The sequence below is a fragment of the Lentzea sp. JNUCC 0626 genome, assembly GCF_043632865.1.
Classification (GTDB): domain Bacteria; phylum Actinomycetota; class Actinomycetes; order Mycobacteriales; family Pseudonocardiaceae; genus Lentzea.
In genome coordinates this window covers 9,314,917-9,335,669 of sequence record NZ_CP171635.1, presented here as the reverse complement: position 1 = coordinate 9,335,669, position 20,753 = coordinate 9,314,917, and the positions used below count along the sequence as shown (strand labels likewise).

Annotated in this window: 22 protein-coding genes and 2 riboswitches; of the genes, 8 read left to right on the top strand and 14 right to left on the bottom strand. The window is 68.4% G+C overall.

Annotated elements, in window-relative coordinates; all coding sequences use genetic code 11:
- Positions 1-6: 6 nt before the first annotated feature.
- The gene (locus tag JNUCC0626_RS43835) at positions 7-684 is read left to right on the top strand and encodes a COG4315 family predicted lipoprotein (RefSeq protein WP_394616511.1); all 678 of its coding nucleotides are present in this window, start codon (positions 7-9) and stop codon (positions 682-684) included.
- A 164-nt stretch (positions 685-848) separates the two neighbouring features.
- Here the strand turns inward: JNUCC0626_RS43835 and glyA are convergent, their stop codons facing one another.
- The 8 genes from glyA to JNUCC0626_RS43795 all read right to left on the bottom strand — a co-directional run bounded on the left by glyA (position 849) and on the right by JNUCC0626_RS43795 (position 7,775).
- Positions 849-2,114, bottom strand: coding sequence for a serine hydroxymethyltransferase (gene glyA / locus JNUCC0626_RS43830; protein ID WP_394616510.1), 1,266 nt, complete (start codon positions 2,112-2,114; stop codon positions 849-851).
- A 13-nt stretch (positions 2,115-2,127) separates the two neighbouring features.
- A complete protein-coding gene (gene gcvT, locus JNUCC0626_RS43825) occupies positions 2,128-3,222 on the bottom strand; it encodes a glycine cleavage system aminomethyltransferase GcvT (protein WP_394616509.1) in 1,095 nt (364 codons plus the stop codon).
- 99 nt (positions 3,223-3,321) lie between these two features.
- Positions 3,322-3,412, bottom strand: a riboswitch (glycine riboswitch).
- Position 3,413: 1 nt separating this feature from the next.
- Positions 3,414-3,504, bottom strand: a riboswitch (glycine riboswitch).
- 45 nt (positions 3,505-3,549) lie between these two features.
- On the bottom strand, positions 3,550-3,852 hold the full coding sequence (locus JNUCC0626_RS43820) for a DUF3817 domain-containing protein (protein WP_363776122.1): 303 nt from the start codon (positions 3,850-3,852) through the stop codon (positions 3,550-3,552).
- Positions 3,853-3,866: 14 nt separating this feature from the next.
- Positions 3,867-4,220 carry a hypothetical protein gene (locus tag JNUCC0626_RS43815; protein WP_394616508.1) on the bottom strand — a complete coding sequence of 118 codons (354 nt, stop codon included), beginning with the start codon at positions 4,218-4,220 and terminating at the stop codon, positions 3,867-3,869.
- 124 nt (positions 4,221-4,344) lie between these two features.
- Positions 4,345-4,836 (bottom strand): helix-turn-helix transcriptional regulator, encoded by a 492-nt coding sequence (locus JNUCC0626_RS43810; protein ID WP_382439946.1) that lies wholly within the window; start codon positions 4,834-4,836, stop codon positions 4,345-4,347.
- 164 nt (positions 4,837-5,000) lie between these two features.
- Positions 5,001-5,180: a hypothetical protein gene (locus JNUCC0626_RS43805; RefSeq protein ID WP_266041674.1), complete on the bottom strand. Its 180-nt coding sequence runs from the start codon at positions 5,178-5,180 to the stop codon at positions 5,001-5,003.
- 337 nt (positions 5,181-5,517) lie between these two features.
- A complete protein-coding gene (locus tag JNUCC0626_RS43800) occupies positions 5,518-6,642 on the bottom strand; it encodes a CaiB/BaiF CoA transferase family protein (RefSeq protein WP_394616507.1) in 1,125 nt (374 codons plus the stop codon).
- Positions 6,639-7,775 (bottom strand): acyl-CoA dehydrogenase family protein, encoded by a 1,137-nt coding sequence (locus JNUCC0626_RS43795; RefSeq protein ID WP_394616506.1) that lies wholly within the window; start codon positions 7,773-7,775, stop codon positions 6,639-6,641. The genes JNUCC0626_RS43800 and JNUCC0626_RS43795 overlap by 4 nt, the downstream gene beginning before the upstream one ends.
- Before the next feature lie 106 nt (positions 7,776-7,881).
- Between JNUCC0626_RS43795 and JNUCC0626_RS43790 the strand changes: the two genes are divergently transcribed.
- The 4 genes from JNUCC0626_RS43790 to JNUCC0626_RS43775 all read left to right on the top strand — a co-directional run bounded on the left by JNUCC0626_RS43790 (position 7,882) and on the right by JNUCC0626_RS43775 (position 11,809).
- Positions 7,882-8,316 carry a GNAT family N-acetyltransferase gene (locus tag JNUCC0626_RS43790; RefSeq protein ID WP_394616505.1) on the top strand — a complete coding sequence of 145 codons (435 nt, stop codon included), beginning with the start codon at positions 7,882-7,884 and terminating at the stop codon, positions 8,314-8,316.
- 55 nt (positions 8,317-8,371) lie between these two features.
- Complete coding sequence (locus JNUCC0626_RS43785; RefSeq protein ID WP_394616504.1) at positions 8,372-9,574, top strand: acetyl-CoA C-acetyltransferase; 1,203 nt, start codon at positions 8,372-8,374, stop codon at positions 9,572-9,574.
- A gap of 66 nt (positions 9,575-9,640) precedes the next feature.
- Positions 9,641-11,623, top strand: coding sequence for a 3-hydroxyacyl-CoA dehydrogenase NAD-binding domain-containing protein (locus tag JNUCC0626_RS43780; RefSeq protein WP_394622236.1), 1,983 nt, complete (start codon positions 9,641-9,643; stop codon positions 11,621-11,623).
- 60 nt (positions 11,624-11,683) lie between these two features.
- A complete protein-coding gene (locus tag JNUCC0626_RS43775; protein WP_394616503.1) occupies positions 11,684-11,809 on the top strand; it encodes a hypothetical protein in 126 nt (41 codons plus the stop codon).
- Position 11,810: 1 nt separating this feature from the next.
- Here JNUCC0626_RS43775 and JNUCC0626_RS43770 read toward each other — a convergent pair whose 3' ends face one another.
- Both JNUCC0626_RS43770 and JNUCC0626_RS43765 read right to left on the bottom strand, forming a co-directional pair.
- Positions 11,811-12,761, bottom strand: a complete 951-nt coding sequence (locus JNUCC0626_RS43770) for an AraC family transcriptional regulator (protein WP_394616502.1) — start codon at positions 12,759-12,761, stop codon at positions 11,811-11,813.
- Positions 12,762-12,974: 213 nt separating this feature from the next.
- Positions 12,975-13,523: a DM13 domain-containing protein gene (locus tag JNUCC0626_RS43765; protein ID WP_394616501.1), complete on the bottom strand. Its 549-nt coding sequence runs from the start codon at positions 13,521-13,523 to the stop codon at positions 12,975-12,977.
- 61 nt (positions 13,524-13,584) lie between these two features.
- Here JNUCC0626_RS43765 and JNUCC0626_RS43760 point away from each other — a divergent pair, with 61 nt between their 5' ends.
- Both JNUCC0626_RS43760 and JNUCC0626_RS43755 read left to right on the top strand, forming a co-directional pair.
- A complete protein-coding gene (locus JNUCC0626_RS43760; protein ID WP_191302757.1) occupies positions 13,585-13,935 on the top strand; it encodes a hypothetical protein in 351 nt (116 codons plus the stop codon).
- Between the two features lie 262 nt (positions 13,936-14,197).
- Positions 14,198-14,503: a hypothetical protein gene (locus JNUCC0626_RS43755; protein ID WP_394616500.1), complete on the top strand. Its 306-nt coding sequence runs from the start codon at positions 14,198-14,200 to the stop codon at positions 14,501-14,503.
- A gap of 545 nt (positions 14,504-15,048) precedes the next feature.
- Here the strand turns inward: JNUCC0626_RS43755 and JNUCC0626_RS43750 are convergent.
- Complete coding sequence (locus JNUCC0626_RS43750; RefSeq protein WP_394616499.1) at positions 15,049-16,077, bottom strand: LacI family DNA-binding transcriptional regulator; 1,029 nt, start codon at positions 16,075-16,077, stop codon at positions 15,049-15,051.
- Between the two features lie 74 nt (positions 16,078-16,151).
- Positions 16,152-17,174: a GNAT family N-acetyltransferase gene (locus tag JNUCC0626_RS43745; protein WP_394616498.1), complete on the bottom strand. Its 1,023-nt coding sequence runs from the start codon at positions 17,172-17,174 to the stop codon at positions 16,152-16,154.
- 72 nt (positions 17,175-17,246) lie between these two features.
- Here JNUCC0626_RS43745 and JNUCC0626_RS43740 point away from each other — a divergent pair, with 72 nt between their 5' ends.
- Positions 17,247-18,434: an esterase-like activity of phytase family protein gene (locus JNUCC0626_RS43740; protein WP_394616497.1), complete on the top strand. Its 1,188-nt coding sequence runs from the start codon at positions 17,247-17,249 to the stop codon at positions 18,432-18,434.
- A 78-nt stretch (positions 18,435-18,512) separates the two neighbouring features.
- Here the strand turns inward: JNUCC0626_RS43740 and JNUCC0626_RS43735 are convergent, their stop codons facing one another.
- A complete protein-coding gene (locus JNUCC0626_RS43735; RefSeq protein WP_394616496.1) occupies positions 18,513-19,931 on the bottom strand; it encodes a GH1 family beta-glucosidase in 1,419 nt (472 codons plus the stop codon).
- Entirely contained in the window at positions 19,928-20,752 is an 825-nt protein-coding gene (locus tag JNUCC0626_RS43730) for a carbohydrate ABC transporter permease (RefSeq protein ID WP_285639049.1), read from the bottom strand. Before JNUCC0626_RS43730 ends, JNUCC0626_RS43735 begins: the two co-directional genes overlap by 4 nt.
- Position 20,753 lies beyond the last annotated feature (1 nt).

Here is a 20,753-nt window from a genome sequence, read left to right as displayed (position 1 = left end):
GAGGACATGAGTGTGATCCGACGTAACCGCATCGCCATCGGGCTCGCCGCGGGACTGGCAGTTGTGCTGGGTCTGGGTGTCTGGAGCGCCACGGGCAGTGGCTCGAGCAACTCCAAGCCGGTGGCACAGACCGAAACCGACCTGGGCGTCCTCGGTGACTACGGCGACGTGGGTCAGCCCCCGGTACTCCAGGAGCCCGCGCAGGCGCCCGAAACCCAGGTGCAGCAGCAGGCCCCGGAAGCTCCCGCGCAGCAGCAGGCGCAGCCCCCGGCCGCAGCGCCGGTGAGCTCGATCAAGCTGGTGGGCAAGGCCGTCGAGAAGATGGGCAACGTGGTCCAGGACGGCGACGGCCGGACCCTCTACCGCTTCGACAAGGACGTCCCGAAGCCCGAAGGCAAGTCCAACTGCAACGACCAGTGCGCCGTGACGTGGCCGCCGGTGCTGTCGGACACGGTTCCGCAGCTCGAAGGCGTCGACTCGAAGCTGGTGTCGCTGATCACCCGCGCCGACGGCAAGAAGCAGGTCGCCATCGACGGCTGGGCTCTCTACACCTACTCGAAGGACCCGGCTCCCGGTAAGTGGGCCGGCCAGGGCATCGGCAACACCTGGTTCGTGATTCAGCCCGACGGCAAGCGCAACGTGGAGTGCCTCCCGCCTGGAACGGTCGTGGCGCCCGCTGCGTAACACCCCACAGTCCCGTTAGGACGGTCCATCTGAAAGACACACCCTGACACGGTGACACCCCGGCCCTGGGGAAGGGGCCGGGGTTCCCGTCGTTTTCGCTCCGGGGTAACGAGAAGGGGCGCCACCCGAACCGCGGGTGGCGCCCCTTCTCGTCTGAGAGCAGATCAGAGCGTGGAGTACAGCGGGTGCTTGGCCGCGAGAACCTCGACGCGGGCCCGCAGTTCGTCGATCGCGGCACCCGGCTTGAGGGCCTCCGCGATCACGTCGGCGACCTCGGTGAAGTCCACCTCGCCGAACCCGCGGGTCGCGAGCGCCGGCGTGCCGATGCGCAGACCCGACGTCACCATCGGGGGACGCGGGTCGTTCGGCACGGCGTTGCGGTTGACCGTGATGCCGATCTGGTGCAGCACGTCCTCGGCCTGCTTGCCGTCGAGCTCGGAGTTCACCAGGTCGACCAGGACCAGGTGGACGTCCGTGCCGCCGGTGAGGACCTTCACGCCCGCCGCGGCCACGTCGGCCTGCGAGAGGCGGTCGGCCAGGATGCGCGCGCCTTCCAGTGTGCGGCGCTGGCGGTCGGCGAACTCGGGCGACGCGGCGTGCTTGAACGCCACGGCCTTCGCCGCGATCACGTGCTCCAGCGGACCGCCCTGCTGACCGGGGAACACCGCCGAGTTGATCTTCTTGGCGATGTCGGCCTCGTTCGACAGGATCACGCCACCACGCGGACCGCCGAGGGTCTTGTGGGTCGTGGTCGTCGTGACGTGCGCGTGCGGCACGGGCGACGGGTGCAGGTCCGCGGCCACGAGGCCCGCGAAGTGCGCCATGTCGACCATCAGGTAGGCCTCGACCGAGTCCGCGATGCGGCGGAACTCGGCGAAGTCCAGCTGACGCGGGTAGGCGGACCAGCCCGCGACGATCAGCTTCGGGCGGTGCTCCTGGGCGAGGCGCTCGACCTCGGCCATGTCGACGCGGCCGTCACCGTCGGAGACGTGGTACGGCACGACGTTGTAGAGCTTGCCGGAGAAGTTGATGCGCATGCCGTGCGTCAGGTGACCGCCGTGCGCGAGGTCCAGGCCCAGGATCGTGTCGCCGGGCTGGAGCAGCGCGAACATGGCGGCCGCGTTGGCCTGGGCGCCGGAGTGCGGCTGGACGTTCGCGAAGCCCGCGCCGAAGAGCGACTTGATGCGCTCGATGGCGAGGCGCTCGACGACGTCCACGTGCTCGCAGCCGCCGTAGTAGCGACGGCCCGGGTAGCCCTCGGCGTACTTGTTGGTGAGCACCGAGCCCTGGGCCTGGAGCACCGACACGGGGGTGAAGTTCTCCGAGGCGATCATCTCGAGCGTGCCCTGCTGGCGCGCCAGCTCGGCCGCCACGGCCTGCGCAACCTCGGGGTCGTACTCCGCGAGGGAAGCGTTGAACTGGTCGGACATCGGAAAGATCTCCCTACTTGGCGCGCTTGTAGAACGGAAGTGCGACGACCTCGACCGGCTGCTTCTTGCCGCGGACGTCGACCAGCAGTGGGGTGCCGGGCTCGGCACTGGCCTTGTTCACGTAGGCCATGGCGACGGAGTAGCCGAGGGTCGGGGACAGCGCGCCCGACGTCACCTCGCCTACGACGTCGTCGCCGTTGAGGACCGCGTAACCGTGGCGCGGGGCACGACGTTCGGGCGTCTTCAGTCCGACCAGGACCGAGTCCACATCGGACTCCGACACCTTCGTCAGCGCGTCGCGGCCCACGAAGTCGCCGGGCTTGTCGAGCTTCACGACGCGGCCGAGACCGGCGTGGTACGGCGTGAGCGACGTGGTGAGTTCGTTGCCGTACAACGGCATCCCGGCTTCGAGGCGCAACGTGTCGCGGCAGCCGAGACCGCACGGCTTGAGCTCGTGCGCCTCGCCGGCCTCCAGCAACGCCGCCCAGACGGCACCGGCGTCGGCGGGCGCGACGAACAGCTCGAAGCCCTCCTCACCGGTGTAGCCGGTGCGGGCCAGCAGCGCGTCGACGCCGGCGACCTTCGACGGGTACGAGGCGTAGTACTTGACCGTCGCCAGGTCCGTCTCGGTGAGCCCCGACAGGATCTCGACCGACTTCGGGCCCTGGATCGCGATCAACGCGTAGTCCGTCGACTTGTCCGTCACGACCGTATCGAACCCGGCGGCGCGCTCGACCAGCGCTTCAGCCACCATTGAAGCGTTGGAGGCGTTCGCGACGACCATGAACTCCTCGTCGCCGAGGCGGTACACGATCAGGTCGTCGAGCACGCCGCCGTCGGCCTGGGTGATCATCGTGTAGCGGGCCTTGCCGACGGCCAGCGCGGAGATGTGGCCGACCAGCGCGAAGTCGAGGGCCACGCCGGCCTGCGGACCGGTCAGCACGATCTCACCCATGTGCGTGAGGTCGAACAGTCCGGCGGTCTGGCGCACGGCGTGGTGCTCCGCGAGTTCGGACGAGTAGCGCAGCGGCATCCGCCAGCCCGCGAAGTCGGTGAACATCGCGCCGAGCTGCTCGTGCTCGGCGTTCAGAGGCGTGAGGCGGGACATCAGAACGCTCCTCCAGGGTGCGCCGAAGAGCCGGACGCGGCCGGCTGAGGCATCAGAAGAATGACACGGTCCATCGGAGACTCCTCACTAGAGCGAGCCTCCCCCTCTGTCATGAGCCTGAGAGCTTCACCACGACGAGCGTGGCTTGCACCGTGGGCGAGGCTCCCGGGGAGCCTGCTTTCCAGAGTTGCCTGCGTCGCGCGGTACCTGTACCTGAGAGATTCCGGGGAGGAGTTGCTCCTACGGTGTCCCCGCTGAAGGGGACTCTCCCGCGCGACATCGACGGCCGTGTTCAGTTGGTAGCCCCAGACGCTAGCAGGCCAAACGTCACAGCGGCACGCCCTGCGCCGTCTTCTCGACCACCTTGCGCTCCGCCCAGAACGACAGGAACGGGATCGTGCCGGCGAGCAGCACCAGCGCCGTGCCCTTGATGGACCAGCGCAGCTTCAGCGCCAGGTCGACGGAAATCACCAGGTAGATGGCGTAGAGGAAGCCGTGGACCGGGCCGACGACCTTCATCGCGCCGCCCATGTCCGCGGCGTATTTGAGCACCATCGCCACGACCAGGAGCAGCAGGAAGACTCCGACCACGTAAGCCATGACCCTGAACCGGGTCAACGCACCCTTCATCTGCCCGCCTTCGCTCAACGACCGTCCCGCGCGTTGAGGTCCGCGAGCATGCGGTTGTAGGCCGCGAGCTCCGCGTCTTCGTCATCGTCGAAGTGCTCGACAGGCGCGGGTTTGACGGCGACAACCGTACTTTCCTGCCTGGGAGCGGGTGCAACCGGCTCGGGTGAGAGAGCCTCGTCACGGCGTTCGCGCGCGAGCTTGCGGAAGCGCCAGACCATGAAGAGGGGGAAGAGGCCGAACAGCGGCCACTGCAGCACGTAGCCCAGGTTCTGGAACGTGCCGCTGGCGGACTCGAAGCGCTGCCACTGCCACCAGGCGAGCCCGCAACAGACGATCAGCGCCGCCAGACAGGCGAACGCGATCAGCACACGTTGGGGAGTAAGGAGGCCGCGCACGACCTCCACACTACTTGGGTGAGGCCTCCCGCACGGAGGCCGCCCGTTTGAGGGGTGTTGGTTACGGGGCTGCCGCCTCCGACAGCCCGTTTCCCAACTACGCCACGCCGTCCCGGCGCTGCCTCCGCAGACGAGCAACACACCAGGCCGCGGCAGAGCCACGACGAAGGTGCTGGAGAACCGTCATCGGTCCCAGGCGCCTCCCGAGATCGGCAGGCGTGAGGCCGGCCGCGCGGTAGTCGAGCGCGCGCTGGTCCAACGGGCTGATGCCCGCGTCCCACCACTGCTCGGCCTCGGCGACGTCGCCCACCAACTGCCAGTAGCTCGCCGCGGCGGCGAGCATCGCCTCGGGTGCCTCCGGCGCCCGCTTGCGCATCGCGGCCACGTAGGCCGGATCCGCCGAGTCGACCTTGACCAAGCCACGCGACCCACTCCTGCCGCCCCGCTGGACGGGGATGCCAGGCGCCGAGGGGGGAGCCTCCGCGAGCCACGCGTTCTTGATCCGGTTCACCTCCTGCATCTCTGCGTCATCAGACCGTTCAGCCGCCCACTGCTGCAACAGCTCGTGGACCCCGGAGTCCTCGACCATATGTGCCTCCTCGTCGGTCGGGGATCGGCCATTGCAGCGGAAGGTATTCGGTAGGTCTGACAATCGCCAGACCCTGAATCCCCAGAACACCCGTTACCAGTGCGTGATTGGTCGCATTCCACCCGTCCGGCTCAACGCAGACGGTCGAGGATCACCGACTGTCACTAGCTGAGCGGGGTGGCCGTCCCGAAGAGGCTCCTGACGAAGGTGATGATCGACTCCGCGCCCTGACGCAGCCAGCCGAGGACCTGCTGGACCGCCGAAGCGGACTGCTCGGGCTGGGTGATCAGGAGGAACAGCACCAGCGCGACGCCCGCCAGCACTAGCACCTTCTTGAGGTTCACAGGTACCTCTCCGTCCGTGTGGTTCACCGGTCAGGCGGCGGACCGCCCGTGTCACCCGTCATGGTCCCTCATTCACCCGGCCGATGAACAACGACCACGCCAAACTCTCCCCGGGTTCTGCCTGCGGCACACGCCTGCACAGCGGCCAACGTCACCCGAATGGCGGCTAAAGACAGGCCTCAACTGCGCCGATGTCCTGGGCACGAGGTGAACACGGACTCCCTCGCATCCCACAGCTTGGAAGCAGGACTGTTGCACCGGGGCTCACCCGGATGCCGAACACGGCCCATCACGCACCGTCACGCCTTCGTGGCGCCTTTAATGCGCACCCGAGCATTCATCCAATTACTCCAGACCGCCGCAGTTCCATAATTCGCTCGTCCGCCACACCCATGTCGGCAAGCACTTCGTCGGTGTTCGTTCCGGTCGAAACAGGTGCCGTCGGAATCGCCGCAGGAGTGCGGTCGAACCGGGGCGCGGGGGCCGGATGCGACGAACCGGACACGTCCACGAAAGTGTTGCGGGCTGCGTTGTACGGGTGATTCACCGCCTCGGCCGGGGTGAGCACCGGCGCCAGGCACGCGTCCGTGTCCCGCGCGAGGTCCGCCCACTCGTCCCGGGGCCGGGTCTTCACCGCCGCCGCGATGCGTTCGCGCAGCTCAGGCCAGTTCGCCGGGTCGTTGCGTGAAGGTGCGTCCTCCAGGCCGAGCACGCGCACCAGGTCGGCGTAGAACTTCTCCTCCAACGCGCCGATGGCGACGTACCGCCCGTCGGCCGCCTCGTAGACGTCGTAGAACGGCACTCCACCGTCGAGCATGTTCTCGCCGCGCCCGCCGGACCACATGCCCGCGGACCGCATGCCGTGCAGGAACGTCGTCAGCAACGCCGCCCCGTCGACCATGGCGGCGTCCACGACCTGGCCACGCCCGGAGCGTTCCCTTTCATACAGCGCCGCGAGCACGCCGAGGGCCAGCAGCAGGCCTCCCCCGCCGAAGTCGCCGAGCAGGTTGATCGGGAACGACGGCGGCCCGCCGGCCCGTCCCAACGGCTCCAGCGCGCCCGCCACGGCGATGTAGTTGATGTCGTGTCCCGCCCGGTCTGCCAGCGGCCCGTCCTGGCCCCAGCCGGTCATGCGCCCATATATAAGGCGCGGGTTGCGGGCGAGGGCCTGGGCCGGGCCGATGCCCAGCCGTTCGGTGACGCCCGGCCGGAACCCCTCGATCAGCACGTCCGAGCGTTCGACCAGGGCCAGGACCAGCTCGGCGCCCTCGGGTTTGCGGGTGTCCACCGCGATCGACCGCCGCGAGCGGGTGAGGAAGTCGCCGGGGACGGTCGACCGGCTCCCCGGCTTGTGCACCTGGATCACGTCCGCGCCCAGGTCGGCCAGCACCATGGCACCGAACGGCGCGGGCGCGAGTCCGGCGAGTTCGACGACCCGCAGTCCTGCCAGCGGGCCGCTCACAAGGACCTCGCGATGATTTCCTTCATGATCTCGTTCGTGCCGCCGTAGATCCGCTGCACGCGGGCGTCGGACCAGGCCCGTGCGATCGGGTACTCGGTCATGTAGCCGTAGCCGCCGAAGAGCTGCACGCACTCGTCGACGACCTTGCTCAGCCGGTCACTCGCCCACCACTTCGCCATCGCCGCGGTCGGCACGTCCAGTTCGCCGCGCAGGTGCTTCTCGATGCACTCGTCGATGAACGCCCTGGTCACGGCCGCCTCGGTGGCACACTCGGCGAGCTTGAACCGGGTGTTCTGGAACTTGATCAGCTCCTTGCCGAACGCCGTGCGCTCCTTCACGTACTTCAACGTCAGCTCGGTGGCCGCCTCGATGCCCGCGATGCAGCAGACGCCGATGATCAGGCGTTCCTGCGGCAGCTGCTGCATGAGCTGGACGAACCCGAGCCCCTCCTGCCCGCCGAGGAGGTTCGCGGCGGGCACGCGCACGTCGTCGAAGAACAGCTCGGCCGTGTCCTGGCCCTTCATGCCGACCTTGTCGAGCACGCGGCCGCGGCGGATGTCGTTCTCGACGACCAGCAGCGAGATGCCGGTGGCGCCCTGCGTCGGGTCGGTCTTGGCGACGACGATGACGAGGTCCGCGTGCACGCCGTTGGTGATGAACGTCTTCGAGCCGTTGATGACGTACTCGTCGCCGTCTTTGAGAGCCTTCGTCCGGATGCCCTGGAGGTCCGAACCCGCACCGGGTTCGGACATGGCGATCGCGCCGACGTACTCACCGGACGCGAGCTTCGGCAACCAGCGCAGCTTCTGCTCTTCGGTGCCGTAGGAGTTGAGGTAGTGGGCGACGATGCCGCTGTGGACGCTGTTGCCCCACGCGCTGTCGCCCGCCCGTGCCTGCTCCTCCAACAACACGGCCTCGTGTGCGAACGTGCCGCCGCCACCGCCGTACTCCTCGGGGATGCTCAGGCACAGCAGCCCGAGCTCACCGGCCTTGCGCCACAGGTCGCGGTCGACCTGCTTCTGCTCGGCGAAGCGTTCGACGTTCGGCGTGACCTCCTTCTCGAAGAACGTGCGCGCGAGCTGGCGCAACTGGTCCAGGTCGCTGTCCATCCACCGCGATCGACGCTCTGCCATGCGGTCCACGAAACCACCGGGAGGTGATCCACGCCATGACCGCCGCGCCAGTGCGACCGCCGAAAACTGAGCGAAATTCCCACCCCGGTCGTCCAGACTGACCGGTATGCACATCCACCAGGTCGAGCCGGACGAGTGGGCGCTCTGGCGCGACGTCCGCCTGGAAGCGCTGCGAAGCGACCCCGCGGAGTTCGGGTCGACGCTGGCCCGCGAACAGGCCTACACCGAGGACGAGTGGCGGGAACGGGCCGGGGAAGGCCTGAAGCTCGTCGCGCTCGACCCGAAGCCCGTGGCCCTGGTCGCCGCGACCGCCAAGCCGGAGGGCCTCTACCTCTACTCGATGTGGGTGCGCGACTCCCACCGCGGCCTCGGCGTCGGGGAAGCCCTGGTCAGGACCGTGCTGACGTGGGCGGCGGAGGAGGGCTGGAAGGTCGTGCGACTGCAGGTCTGGGACGACAACCTGCCGGCGCGGCGGCTCTACCGGCGGCTGGGGTTCGTGGACGTCGACGAGCCGCAGCACATGGAGTTCCGGGTGAGCTAATCGGTCACCCTCTACGGTCATGGCCAGCTCTCCCGGCCAGGCCTAGCGTGGTGTCATGAGCGAAGCCTTGATCTTCGACGCGGTGCGCACGCCGCGCGGCAAGGGGAAGCGCGGGTCGCTGCACAGCGTCAAGCCCGTCGATCTGGCCGCCGGTGTGCTGCGCGCGCTGTCCGAACGCAACTCCCTCGACACCTCCGCGGTGGACGACGTCGTGTTCGGCGTGGTGTCCCCGCTCGGTGAGCAGGGCGGCGACATCGCCCGCACCGCCGTGCTGGCCGCCGGATGGGACCAGCGCCCGGCCGGGGTGCAGCTCAACCGCTTCTGCGCGTCGGGCCTCGAGTCGGTGAACCTCGCCGCGGCCAAGGTCGCGTCCGGGTTCGAGGACCTGGTGGTGGCGGGCGGCGTCGAGTCGATGTCGCGCGTGCCGATGGGCTCCGACGGTGGCGCGTGGGCGATCGACCCCGCCACGAACTTCGACCTGTCGTTCGTGCCGCAGGGCGTCTCGGCCGACCTGATCGCGACGCTGGAGGGCTTCTCCCGCACCGACGTCGACTCCTGGGCCGCCCGGTCGCACGCCCGCGCGTTCGAGGCGCAGAAGAACGGCTGGTTCGAACGGTCGGTCGTGCCGGTCGTCGACCAGAACGGCACGGTGGTGCTCAAGGAGGACGAGACGATCCGTCCCGAGTCCACTGTGGAGTCTCTCGGGAGGCTCAAGCCGAGCTTCCAGTTCCACGGCGACCTCGGCTACGACACCGTCGCGATCGACCGCTACCCCACCGTCGAACGCATCTCGCACGTGCACACGCCGGGCAACTCGTCGCAGATCGTCGACGGTTCCGCCGCGATGCTGATCGGGTCCGCTGCGGCAGGCAAGGCCCTCGGCCTGACCCCGCGCGCCCGGATCGTGTCCGTCGCGGTCGTCGGCACCGAGCCGACGATCATGCTGACCGGACCGGCGCCGTCCGCGCGCAAGGCGTTGGACAAGGCCGGGCTCTCGGTCGAGGACATCGACCTGTTCGAGGTCAACGAGGCGTTCTCGTCGGTCGTGCTGAAGTTCCTGCGGGACATGGACATCCCCGAGGACAAGGTCAACGTGAACGGCGGCGCGATCGCGCTGGGCCACCCGCTCGGCGCCACCGGCTGCATGATCCTCGGCACCCTGCTCGACGAGCTGGAGCGCCGGGACCTGCGCCGCGGGCTCGCCACGTTGTGCGTGGGCGGCGGCATGGGCATCGCGACGATCATCGAGAGGGTCTGAGCTGTGTCTAATTCATCTGGCACCTTCCACTATGAGAAGGACTCCGACGGCATCGTCACGCTGACGATGGACATGTCCGGCTCCGCCAACGTCATGAACGACGAGTACCGCGACCTGATGGGCGACGCGGTCTCCAAGCTCGAAGCCGACGAGATCACCGGTGTGATCATCACGTCCGCCAAGAAGACCTTCTTCGCGGGCGGCGACCTGAACGTGCTGATCGCGATCACGCCGGAGAACGCCGCGCAGGCGTTGGAGGGCGTGGAGGAGCTCAAGTCGCAGCTCCGCCGGTTGGAGAGGCTCGGCAAGCCGGTCGTGGCGGCGATCAACGGGTCCGCGCTCGGCGGCGGGTTCGAGATCGCGCTCGCCTCGCACCGCCGGATCGTGCTGAACGACAACAAGATCCGCGTCGGCCTGCCCGAGGCGACGCTCGGCCTGCTGCCCGGTGGCGGCGGCGTCACGCGCATGGTGCGGCTGCTCGGCGTGCAGAAGGCGTTGCCGTTGCTCATGGAGGGCAAGCAGCTGCGGCCGGAACGCGCGCTGCAGGCCGGAATCGTGCACCAGGTGGTCGACACCCGCGAGGAGCTGCTCTCCGAGGCCGTCGCGTGGATCAAGGCGAACCCGGCGCCGGCGCAGCCGTGGGACGTGCAGGGCGCGGGCGTGCCGGACCTGAAGTTCGGTGACCCCAACAGCTACGGCCTGCTGGCGGCGGCTCCGGCCGTGCTGAGCAAGAAGTCGCACGGCGTGTACCCGGCGCCGGAGAAGATCATGGCGACCGCCGTCGAGGGTGCCTACGTCGACTTCGACACGGCGTTGAAGATCGAGGGCCGCTACTTCGTGGAACTGGCCTCCGGTCAGGTCTCCAAGAACATGATCACGGCGTTCTGGTTCAACCTCAACGAGGTCAACGGCCGTGCGTCCGCCACCGGCCGCCGCGTGAGCAAGCTCGGCGTGCTGGGCGCGGGCATGATGGGCGCCGGAATCGCCGAGGTGTCCGCGAAGGCGGGCATCGAGGTGGTGCTGAAGGACGTCAGCCTCGAAGGCGCTCAGAAGGGCGCTCAGGGCCTGGAAGGCATCACGCCGACCGACTCCGACGACGACCTCGAGGGCTGCGACCTGATCATCGAGGCCGTCTTCGAGAACCGCGAGCTGAAGAACAAGGTGCTGCCGGCCGCGGAGGCGAAGGCGTTGGGAGACGCCGTGATCGCGTCCAACACCTCGACGCTGCCGATCACCGGGCTCGCGTCGGCGGTGACGGCGCCGGAGCGGTTCATCGGTCTGCACTTCTTCTCGCCGGTGCCGAAGATGCGGCTCGTGGAGATCATCCGGGGCGAGAAGACGTCCGAGGAGACTCTCCAGCGCGCTCTGGACTACGTGCGGCAGATCGGGAAGACGCCGATCGTGGTCAACGACTCGCGCGGCTTCTACACCTCGCGGACGTTCGGCACGTACGTGATCGAGGCGATCACGATGCTGGCCGAGGGCGTGGCGCCGGCGTTGATCGAGAACGTGGCCAAGAAGTCCGGCATGGCGGTCGGGCCGTTGGCCGTCTCGGACGAGGTGACGCTGTCGTTGCAGCTGAAGATCCACGACCAGACGCTCGCCGACGACCCGTCACTGGTGGGCGACAGCCCGGCGTACGACCTGATCCGCGAGCTCGTGTCGTTGGGGCGCAGCGGGAAGTCGACGGGGGCGGGCTTCTACGAGTACCCGTCGGACGGCTCGAAGAAGTTCCTGTGGCCGGAGCTGACGACTCGGTTCGCGAAGGCCGACGCGGGAGTGTCCGAGCAGGACGTGCGCGACCGGCTGCTGTTCGTGCAGTCGCTGGAGACCGTGCGGTGCCTGGACGAGGGCGTGCTGACGTCCGTGGCGGACGCGAACATCGGCTCGATCTTCGGGTTCGGGTTCGCGCCGTGGAGTGGAGGCACGTTGCAGTTCGTCAACTCCTACGGCGTGCAGGCGTTCGTGGAGCGGGCGGACTACCTCGCCGACACGTACGGCGAGCGGTTCCGTCCGCCGGCTTCGCTGCGGGAGCGCGACAAGTTCTGAGGTTTTGGGACGTTTTGAAGAGCTTGCGGCCGTCCTCGGGGCGGCCGCATGCTCGTCGGCATGAAGAAGTTCTTCGCCACACTGGTGTCCGCCGCGGCCGTGATGCTCGCCCTGGCCGGCCCGGCTTCGATCGACACGTTGCTGCCCACCACCGACACGGTCGCCGGCGACTCGTGGGACTGGTGAGTCAGGCGCGGTAGGAGCCCGGCGACGAGCCGGTCCACCGCTTGAAGGCCCGGTGGAAGGCGCTCGCCTCGGAGAACCCGAGGCGCAGCGCCAGTTCCTCCACCGACTCCCCGCCGCGCACCAGTGACGCGACCGCCTGGTCGCGCAGCAACTGCTCGCGCACCTCGCGGAACGACGTCCCCTCCCCGGCCAACCTTCTCCTGAGCGTGGGCGCCGAGACGCCCAGCTGCGCCGCCACCGCCTCCAGCCCGGTGACGCCGCGGCCCAGCAGCCTGCGCACGTGCCCGGCCGTGTCGGCGCCGTGGTCCCTGCGCGACAACAGCTCCGCGGGCGAGTGCCGCAGGAACCGCTTGAGCGCCGCCTCGTCCTGCACGACCGGCATGCGCAGGAACTTCGGGTCGAACTCGATGGTCGTCCGCGTGCTCCCGAACCGCAGCGGACACCCGAAGATCAGGTGGTACTCGGCGGCGTGCGCGGGTTCCGCGTAGGCGAACTCGGCGCTCTGCAAGGGGATGCGGCGGCCGATGAGCCACGACGAGAGCCGGTGCCACAGCACGAGCAGCGACTCGGTGAGGAAGTGGTCGGGGTCGCCCGGCACGTCGAGCGTGAAGCGGCCTTCGTCGAGTTCGAGATCCAGCGGCTGGTCGAAGAGCGCGTAGAACTGGAGTCCCCTGCGCAGCGCCGACTCGAGGTCCGGGCAGTGCACGGCGAGCAGGCACATCATCGCGAACGTGCCGCGTTTGGACGGTCGCGGCCCGAAGCCCATGAACTCGTCGTCGAGGACTTCCCAGAGCGTCTGGATGAACTTCGTGTACTGGGCGGGCGTGACGCGCGCACGGTCGTCCGCGAGCAGGCTGGCCGGAATCCCCGCACCGAGCAGCACGGCGGACGGCTCCGGGCACGCGCGCAGCGCCGCGCGCACGTAGTGGATCGCCACCGTCCTGGAGTGCACGACCCACAGTAAACGCCACCGGCGGTGGCGCGGCTCCGGGGAGAGTTGGAGTCGCGTCACCGCCGGTGTGGCCCACCCAGTGAGCCGTACTCCTTGCCAACGGGGCTTCCGCACGCCCATCGGCAAGGGACGATGTGGTGTTGTGAGCGCAGACGCTATGTGGTCTAGACCAGGAAAGTCAATACCTGTGCTTTAGCTTCTCGCGCCTGTGTTTCAGGCTTGTTCCAACGGTGCAACGGCGAAGCCGGCACTGAACCGCTGACACCAGATGACAACACTCCGAATGGCGGACACGTCCACCGCGGCGGGGATTTCGTACACCTGGTCGCCACGGTTTCCCTTCAGCTTGCCCAGGCTGGTGAATCCCTGACCGAACGTTTTCTCCGCCGAACTCGACGCGTGCGGGGACAGGTAAACGTACAGGTCAGGGCCGTCGCTGGTGTTCAGTCCGGCGAACTGGACCGAATGCGCGCCACCAGGCAGCTTGATAAGGCTCGCCTTACCGGTGGTCGCGTGTTCGAGCGAACGCCACTCGCCCGCAGCGACCTCCTTCGGCGTTTCGACGGGCGCACTGCTGGGCACCTGCGCGGCGCTCTGAGTGGTGCTCTGGGCGGTGGTCTGGGCGGCCGCCGGTGGCACGAGCAACGCCTCATGCGTTTCGCGAACCGTGAGCAGCCGCCACGGCTGGAAGAGGTACAACCCCACCCCGAGTGCGACGACCACGAGAACTGAGACGGGAATCAGGAAACGACGCTGGCGCATACCGAAAATACTGGCGCAAACCGGACCGAAAAGAGCTTACGGAGTTGTTAGGGTCCTCGCCGTGGCGACACAGGCGAGGATCGGCCAGGCCGTGCTCGGCGTCCTGATGGTCGGCTGCGCGCTGACCGGCCTCTTCCCCAGACCCGTCCCACTCCTCTTCGCCATCGCAGCAGTAGGCACAGCCAACGCCGCATTCCCGTTGATGCGCACCTTCGGCAGCGCCTTGCTAGGCGGCGTGGCCGCCGCCTCCATCGCCCTCTCCTCGGTCCCGTTCGTCACCTGCTCCACAGAACGCTTCACCGAGGTGTTCACCTGCTCGGGTGACGCTCCGACGTGGCATCTCACCGGAACCGTGCTGGTGGCAGGCCTTTCCGGGGCCAGTTTGGTACTCGCCCGCATCACAGTTCAGTGACGGCGATCACTCAACCGGGGCCATCAAGGAACCGATAAGGCATCAGGGCGAGCCTTCTCCTGCATCCGGCCTACCGGTACGGTGCCGGGAGCGTGACCGCCCGACTTCATACCGTGAGCATCTAGAGGAGGACCGCTGTGCGCGCACTGTGGGCCGCAGGTGGTTCCGCTGTGCTCGGGTCAGCGTTGCTAGGTGTGCTCGTGGGCATGGCGTTCCACGGAGCAGCAGGCGAGGACCCGCAAAGCAGAACCCCGTCATCAACGTGGATCACCTCGACCACCAGCACCAGACCGAGCACCGCCGACAGCTCGACGCCCAGCAGCGCACCATCGTCTTCGAGCGAGAGCAGCGCGCCGTCGAGCACCCAGCAACAGCCGAAGAAGACCACGCCACCCCCAGCGGTGACGAACCCCGAGGCCCCACCACCCCCGCCGGCACAAACGACGACCACCGCACCTTCTTCTTCCGGCTGGCCGTGCAGCCCGCTGAACCCGCTACCGCCGCCCACCTGCAAGAACCTGGGCTGACGGGCGCGCTGCCAAGGCAGGCTGAGCGCAAGGCAGGCTGAGCGCCCGGCAGCTGAGCGCAAGGCAGCGATGCGTTCGGCCACAGTGGCTTGAGGGGATGCGAAGCCGAAGGCGAGCCCGTCAGAGCGTAGGCATCGCGATGGCGCAGCCGAGCTCCGAACAAAACCCGGGCACGGACTCGACCGCAGTCGCGAACGCAAGGTGACCACCGTCTTGGCTTCGGCGCGAGCTCCCAACCGCCAGCCACCAACGCAACCCCACCACCTACGAAACCTGGCGTGGCGAAGCGAAGCGAGCCCGAACGGGCTGCTACCACGTTGGGAACCGGTTCCGCCGTTCATGGCGATTGGGGCTTTACCTTGAGTGGGCGGGATGCCAACCTGTTCGGTCCGGCCGGGGCGTACTTCAACCCCGGCTTTGAGGCCGCGAATGCATCCCGCCAGAGGCTCAAGGTCAAGCCCCAATCGCAACCCCGCTCTTCGTCACTGCCTGATGGACCACCCTCGCAAGGCGACCGACCCCCAGGAACGCGACCAACCCCGCTGGAACGCAACCAACCCAACGGAACCCGCCCCACCCAGACGAATCAGGCAGACTCGCGCGGCACCAACACGGTAGGCAGCATCTGCTGCTTCTTCTTCACAGTCTCATCCCGAAGCAGCTTCATCAGGTGCTCAACCATCACCTTGACCTGCTCATCCGAGTCCTGCCGCACAGAAGTCAACGGCGGCGAAGTGTGCTCGGCAATCGCCACATGATCGTCAAACCCGACCACAGCGACATCCTGAGGCACCCGCCGCCCAGCCTCCGCCAACGTCTCCAAAGCCCCAGCCGCCATCAAGTCGGAAGCCACGAAAACCGCATCCAACGCAGGCACCCGCGCCAACAACGCGGACATGGCCTTCCGCCCACCCTCCCGGGTGAACCCACCGTCCTCGGTAGTCCGAGCCACGGCCTTGTCGTCCAACGACAACGCAGACCGGAACCCGTTCAACCGATCAATGGCGGACAACTCGTCCAACGGCCCGGAAACATGGACGATCTTCCGACGCCCCAGCGACTTCAGGTGCTCGGTAGCCAGAACCGCGCCACCCTCGTTGTCGTTGTCCACGAGGTGCATCCCCCGCAACGACCCCCAGGGCTTGCCGGCGTACACCACCGGCAGCGGCAGCTTCTTCACGATCGACACGAGCTCGTCGTTGCGGTGCGGCGCGAACACCAGAGCACCGTCGACGTGACCGCCGGCCAGGAACCGGTGCGCGCGCGCCTGGTCGTCGGGCGAGTGGACGAGCATCAACACCATCTGCACGTCGACGTCCGCCAGGGCTCGCGCGCCGGCGCGGATCAGGCGGGCGAAGTGCGGGTCATCGAAGATCTTGGGCTCGGGCTCCGAGAACAGCACGGCCACGGCGCCTGTTCTGCGGGTGACCAGGGCTCGCGCTGCTCGGTTCGGCTGGTAGCCGAGGGCCGTGACGGCGGCGTTGACGGCCTCCAGCGCTTCCGGGCTCACGCGTGGGGACGCGTTCAGCACTCGTGACGCCGTGGCTCGGGAAACCCCTGCCCTCGCGGCAACGTCTTCCAACGTCGGACGCGCGTGGTTGGACACGAGCACCACCACTCCTCGATGAAAACCTTTGAGTCGCTAAGAGCTTAGCCCCAAGCGATCTCCGAGGAGGGTTTCCGCGCTGTTCATCGTGATTTTTCGGCGACCGTCGCGGTGATCGGTGCCGTTCGCGCCTGTCCGCAGGGCTTGATCGAAACGCGGAGCAGGCCGTCCTCCCGGCGTGTCGTGGCGGAAAGACCAGCCCGGACCGCAGTGCGGACCAGCGCGGTTTCCGAGGGCAGGCACCAGGCGACGAGCTCCGAAAATCCGGCCGCGCGGGCGTCGGCGGCCAACGCTCCCAGCAGGGCCGCGCCCACGCCCCGACGTTGCCAGGCGTCCTCGACCAACAGCGAGACCTCGGCGCAGTCCGGGGTTCCGGTGTGGATGAGTTGCCCCAGCGCCACCACCTGGTCGCCGCACTGCGCCAGCACCGTCGTGCCGCGCGGCGGGCTCAGCAGGCGGTGCAGCCAGCGGCGCGGGACCGTGCGCATGCCCGAGTGGTAGTGGTTGAACATCGTCCTCATCGAACAGCGCGAGTGCAGCGCGGCGACGGCGTCCTCATCCAGCGCGGAACCGGGGCGCAGGACCAGAGCGAAACCGTCCTCGCTCAGCACGGGTCGCAGGGACGGGCCCGGCGCCGACACGAGATCGATCAACGCCTGCGCGCGCGTGAGTTCCACGTCCGTGAACGACGCCCAGCCGCGCCGCACGACCCACTCTCCCAACTGGACCTGACCGTCGCGCGCCTCGCCCACGACCACCGAGTCCGCGGCCAGCACCGAGCGCAACGCCGACGGCACCTGGCTCGGGTCGCCCAGCGCCTGCCGGGCCGCGCGCAGCACCGAGGTCGGCACGTCCACCAGGTCGCGCACGTCGGCAGGCGTGATCCCGACGCGACGCCCACCCTCGGCCCGCACCGCCTCGACGAGGTCGGCAGGCAGCACGCCGGCACCTGCCCGCACCACGATCTCGTCCAGCACACCGCCAGGCACGGGCATCACGTGCAGCGCGAGCACGTTGCAGTCGGCCGCGGCGAGGCGGACGGTGACGCGGGCGAGCGCGCCGGGGCTGTCGCTGAGTTCGAAGCGCATGCGCCAGGTCGTCGTCATGACGTCAAGAGTTCATGGAACTTGTTGCCGCGACGCGAACCATGGGTAAAACGATCGTCATAGGGTCGCGCCATGAGGAGAACACTGGCTGTAGGCCTCACCCTGCTCACCGTCACCGCGCTGGCCACGCCCACCACCGCCGCCCCGCAGAAGGCGCCGAAGCAGGCCACGCTGACGAACTTCGCGTTCCTCCCGGCGGAGACCTTCCTGCCCGGTAGCGAACCGAGCGGCGCGGCACTGGGGACGACCCCGATCAACGGGGTCACGCCGCCGTTCGCCGACCAGCCGATCCAGGGCTTCAGCGGCCTGGTCCGCAACAGCGACGGCACGTTCGACGCCATCTCCGACAACGGCTACGGCACGAAGGCCAACAGCGCGGACTTCCTGCTGCGCATCCACCGCATCGCACCGGACTTCCGGAAGAACACCGTCGACGTGCTCGGCGGCATCACGCTGACCGACCCGAACGGCCACATCCCGTTCCCGCTCACCCGGCCGGACCGGGTGATCACCGGCGCGGACATCGACGTCGAGTCGGTCACCCGCGGCGCCGACGGCACCTACTGGATGGGCGACGAGTTCGGCCCGTACCTGCTGCACTTCGACCGCGCGGGACGCCTGATGGCACCGCCAGCGCCGCTGCCGGGTGTGCGCGCGCCGGAGAATCCCGAGGGCAACCCGAACCTGGGCGGCAGCAAGGGCTTCGAGGGCATCACGCTCTCCCCCGACGGCAGGACGATCAACGCTCTGCTGGAGGGCACGGTCACCGGTGACACCCCCGGCACGCTGCGCCTCAACGAGTTCGACATCGCGTCCAACCGCTTCACCGGCAAGACCTGGCGCTACCAGCTGGAGGACCCGAACTTCGCGATCGGGGACGCCATCGCGGTCGACGCGAACCGGCTGCTGATCATCGAACGCGACAGCGCCCAGGGCGTCGACGCGATCGTGAAGCGCGTCTACCTCGCCGACAAGCGCGATCGCGACCGCGACGGCAAGCTCGACAAGAAGGTGGTCGCGGACCTGCTGAACCTCGCGAACCCGAAGCACGTCGGCGGCCAGGCGGACCCGTTCAAGTTCCCGTTCGTCACCATCGAGGACGTCACGATCCTCGACGACCGCACCATCGCGGTGCTCAACGACAACAACTTCCCGTCGTCGTCGGGCCGCACCCCGGGCAAGCCGGACAACAACGAGTTCATCACCATCAAGCTCGCCGAGAACCTGCACGCCGACCCGCGCGTGCTCGGCAGGCGCTAGACAAGAGAGCGCTCTCACCTGTGGACACGAGTATCCGCAGGTGAGAGCGCTCGAAGGCCCCCTCGGCCCGTCTGTCGGCTAAACGGTGTAGCCCTGCGCGGAAAGCCCGTTCTGCCCGATGATCCGGGACAGGGCGACCGCGCTCTCCTTGATCGTGCGCTGTTGCGTCTCGAAGTCGACGTGCACGATCCCGAACCGCTGCGAGTACCCGGCCGCCCACTCGAAGTTGTCGAGCAGCGACCACGCGAGGTAGCCGCGGATGTCGGCACCCTCGGAGATCGCCCGGTGCACCGCGCGCACGTGGTCCAGCAGGTACTTCGTCCGCTGCACGTCGTTGACGCGCCCGGCGGGGTCCACGACGTCCGGGAACGCCGAGCCGTTCTCCGTCACGACCAGCGGCACCCCTGCCGTGTCCCGCGACAGCCGCACCAGCAGCTCGGTGAACGCGTCGGCGTTCTGCTCCCACCCGAACCCGGTCAGCTCGCCCTGGGGCGGCTGCAACTCGACACCACGCAGGCCCGCGTGCGGACCGGGCGTCACGAAGTCCGGGTCGGCGGTCGGAGCCACGCGGGTCGGGTTGTAGTAGTTGACGCCGATCCAGTCGACCGGGGTCGCGATGGTCTCCATGTCCCCGTCGCGCACCACGTTCGTCCAGTCGCCCAGCCAGGTGGTGTCCTGGAGGACGTCCAAGGGGTAGCCGCGGCCGAGGACCGGGTCGAGCAGGATGCGGTTCTGCAGGCCGTCGACCTTGCGGACGGCCTCCGCGTCGTCGCCCCAGACCGTGCTGAAGTTGAGCACGATCGACAGCCGGTGCGACTCGGGTGCCTGGGCGCGCAACGCCTGGGTCGCGAGCCCGTGGGCCAGCAGCAGGTGGTGCGCGGCCTCCAGGGACGCCACCGCGTCGGTGATGCCCGGCGCGTGGATGCCGTTGCCGTAGCCCAGGAACGCCGACACCCACGGCTCGTTCAGCGTCGTCCAGGCCTGCACCCGGTCGCCGAGTCGTTCGTGGACGATCGCCGCGTACTCGGCGAAGCGGTAGGCGGTGTCGCGGTTGCGCCAGCCGCCGAAGTCCTCCAGCACCTGCGGCAGGTCCCAGTGGTACAGCGTGGCGAGCGGCTGGATGTCCTTCTCCAGCAACGAGTCCACCAGCCGGTCGTAGAACGCGAGCCCGCGCTCCTCGACCTTGCCGCTGCCGCTCGGCTGGATCCGGGGCCACGCGATGGAGAACCGGTAGGCCGCGAGCCCGAGGGATTCCATCAGATCCACATCGGACTGGTACCGGTTGTAGTGGTCGCAGGCCGGGTCACCGGTGTCGCCGGCGAGCACCTTGCCGGGCGTCGCGGCGAACGTGTCCCAGATCGAGGCACCGCGACCGTCCGCGGTGGTCGAGCCCTCGATCTGGAACGCCGCGGTGGCCGCTCCCCACAGGAAGTCCGGCGGGAAGGTCAGCACCTCGCGCCCGACCTCGACGTCCGAGTCGGTCGTCAATTCCGTCATCCCTTCACCGCGCCCTGCATGATGCCGCCGACGATCTGGCGGGACAGCAGGACGAAGATCGCGATCACCGGCAGCACCGCGATGGAGGCGCCGGCGAGCATCAACGAGTAGTCGGTGTAGTAGCCGCTGGCCAGCGTCGACAGGGCGACCTGCACCGTCGGGCTGTCGTTGGGGTCCAGCACGATCAACGGCCAGAAGAAGTCGTTCCACGCGGTCATGAACGTGAACATGCCGAGCACGGCGGCCTGGGGCCGGACGGCGGGGAAGCCGACGTGCCAGAACGTCCGCAGCACCGAGCAGCCGTCCACGCGCGCGGCCTCGATCAGCTCGTACGGCACGGTCTCCTCGCACGCCTGGCGCATCCAGAACACCGCGAACGAGCCGATCAGCACCGGCACGATGACGGCCTGGAGCGTGCCGTACCAGTCGAGGTCCGACATCAGCATGTACAGCGGGATCACGCCGAGCTGCGTCGGGACCATCGCGGTGCCGAGCACGACGAGGAACAGCGAGTCGCGGCCCTTGAACCGCAGCCGCGCGAACGCGAACCCGGCGAGCGTGCCCAGCACGACGTTCGAGATCGCCACGGTCGACGCCACGATGAACGAGTTCTGCATGGCGAGCCAGAAGTCGACGGTGTCGAACACGCGGGTGATGTTCTCGACCAGGTTGCCGCCGGGGATCAGCGGCGGGACCTTCTCGCCGAGGACCGAGTTGTCCTTCGACGCGACGATGAACGAGTAGTACAGCGGGAAGATCGACGCGGCGAGCACGGCGACCAGGAACCCGTAGAGCAGAGGCCCTGCCTTGGCGTTCTTCATG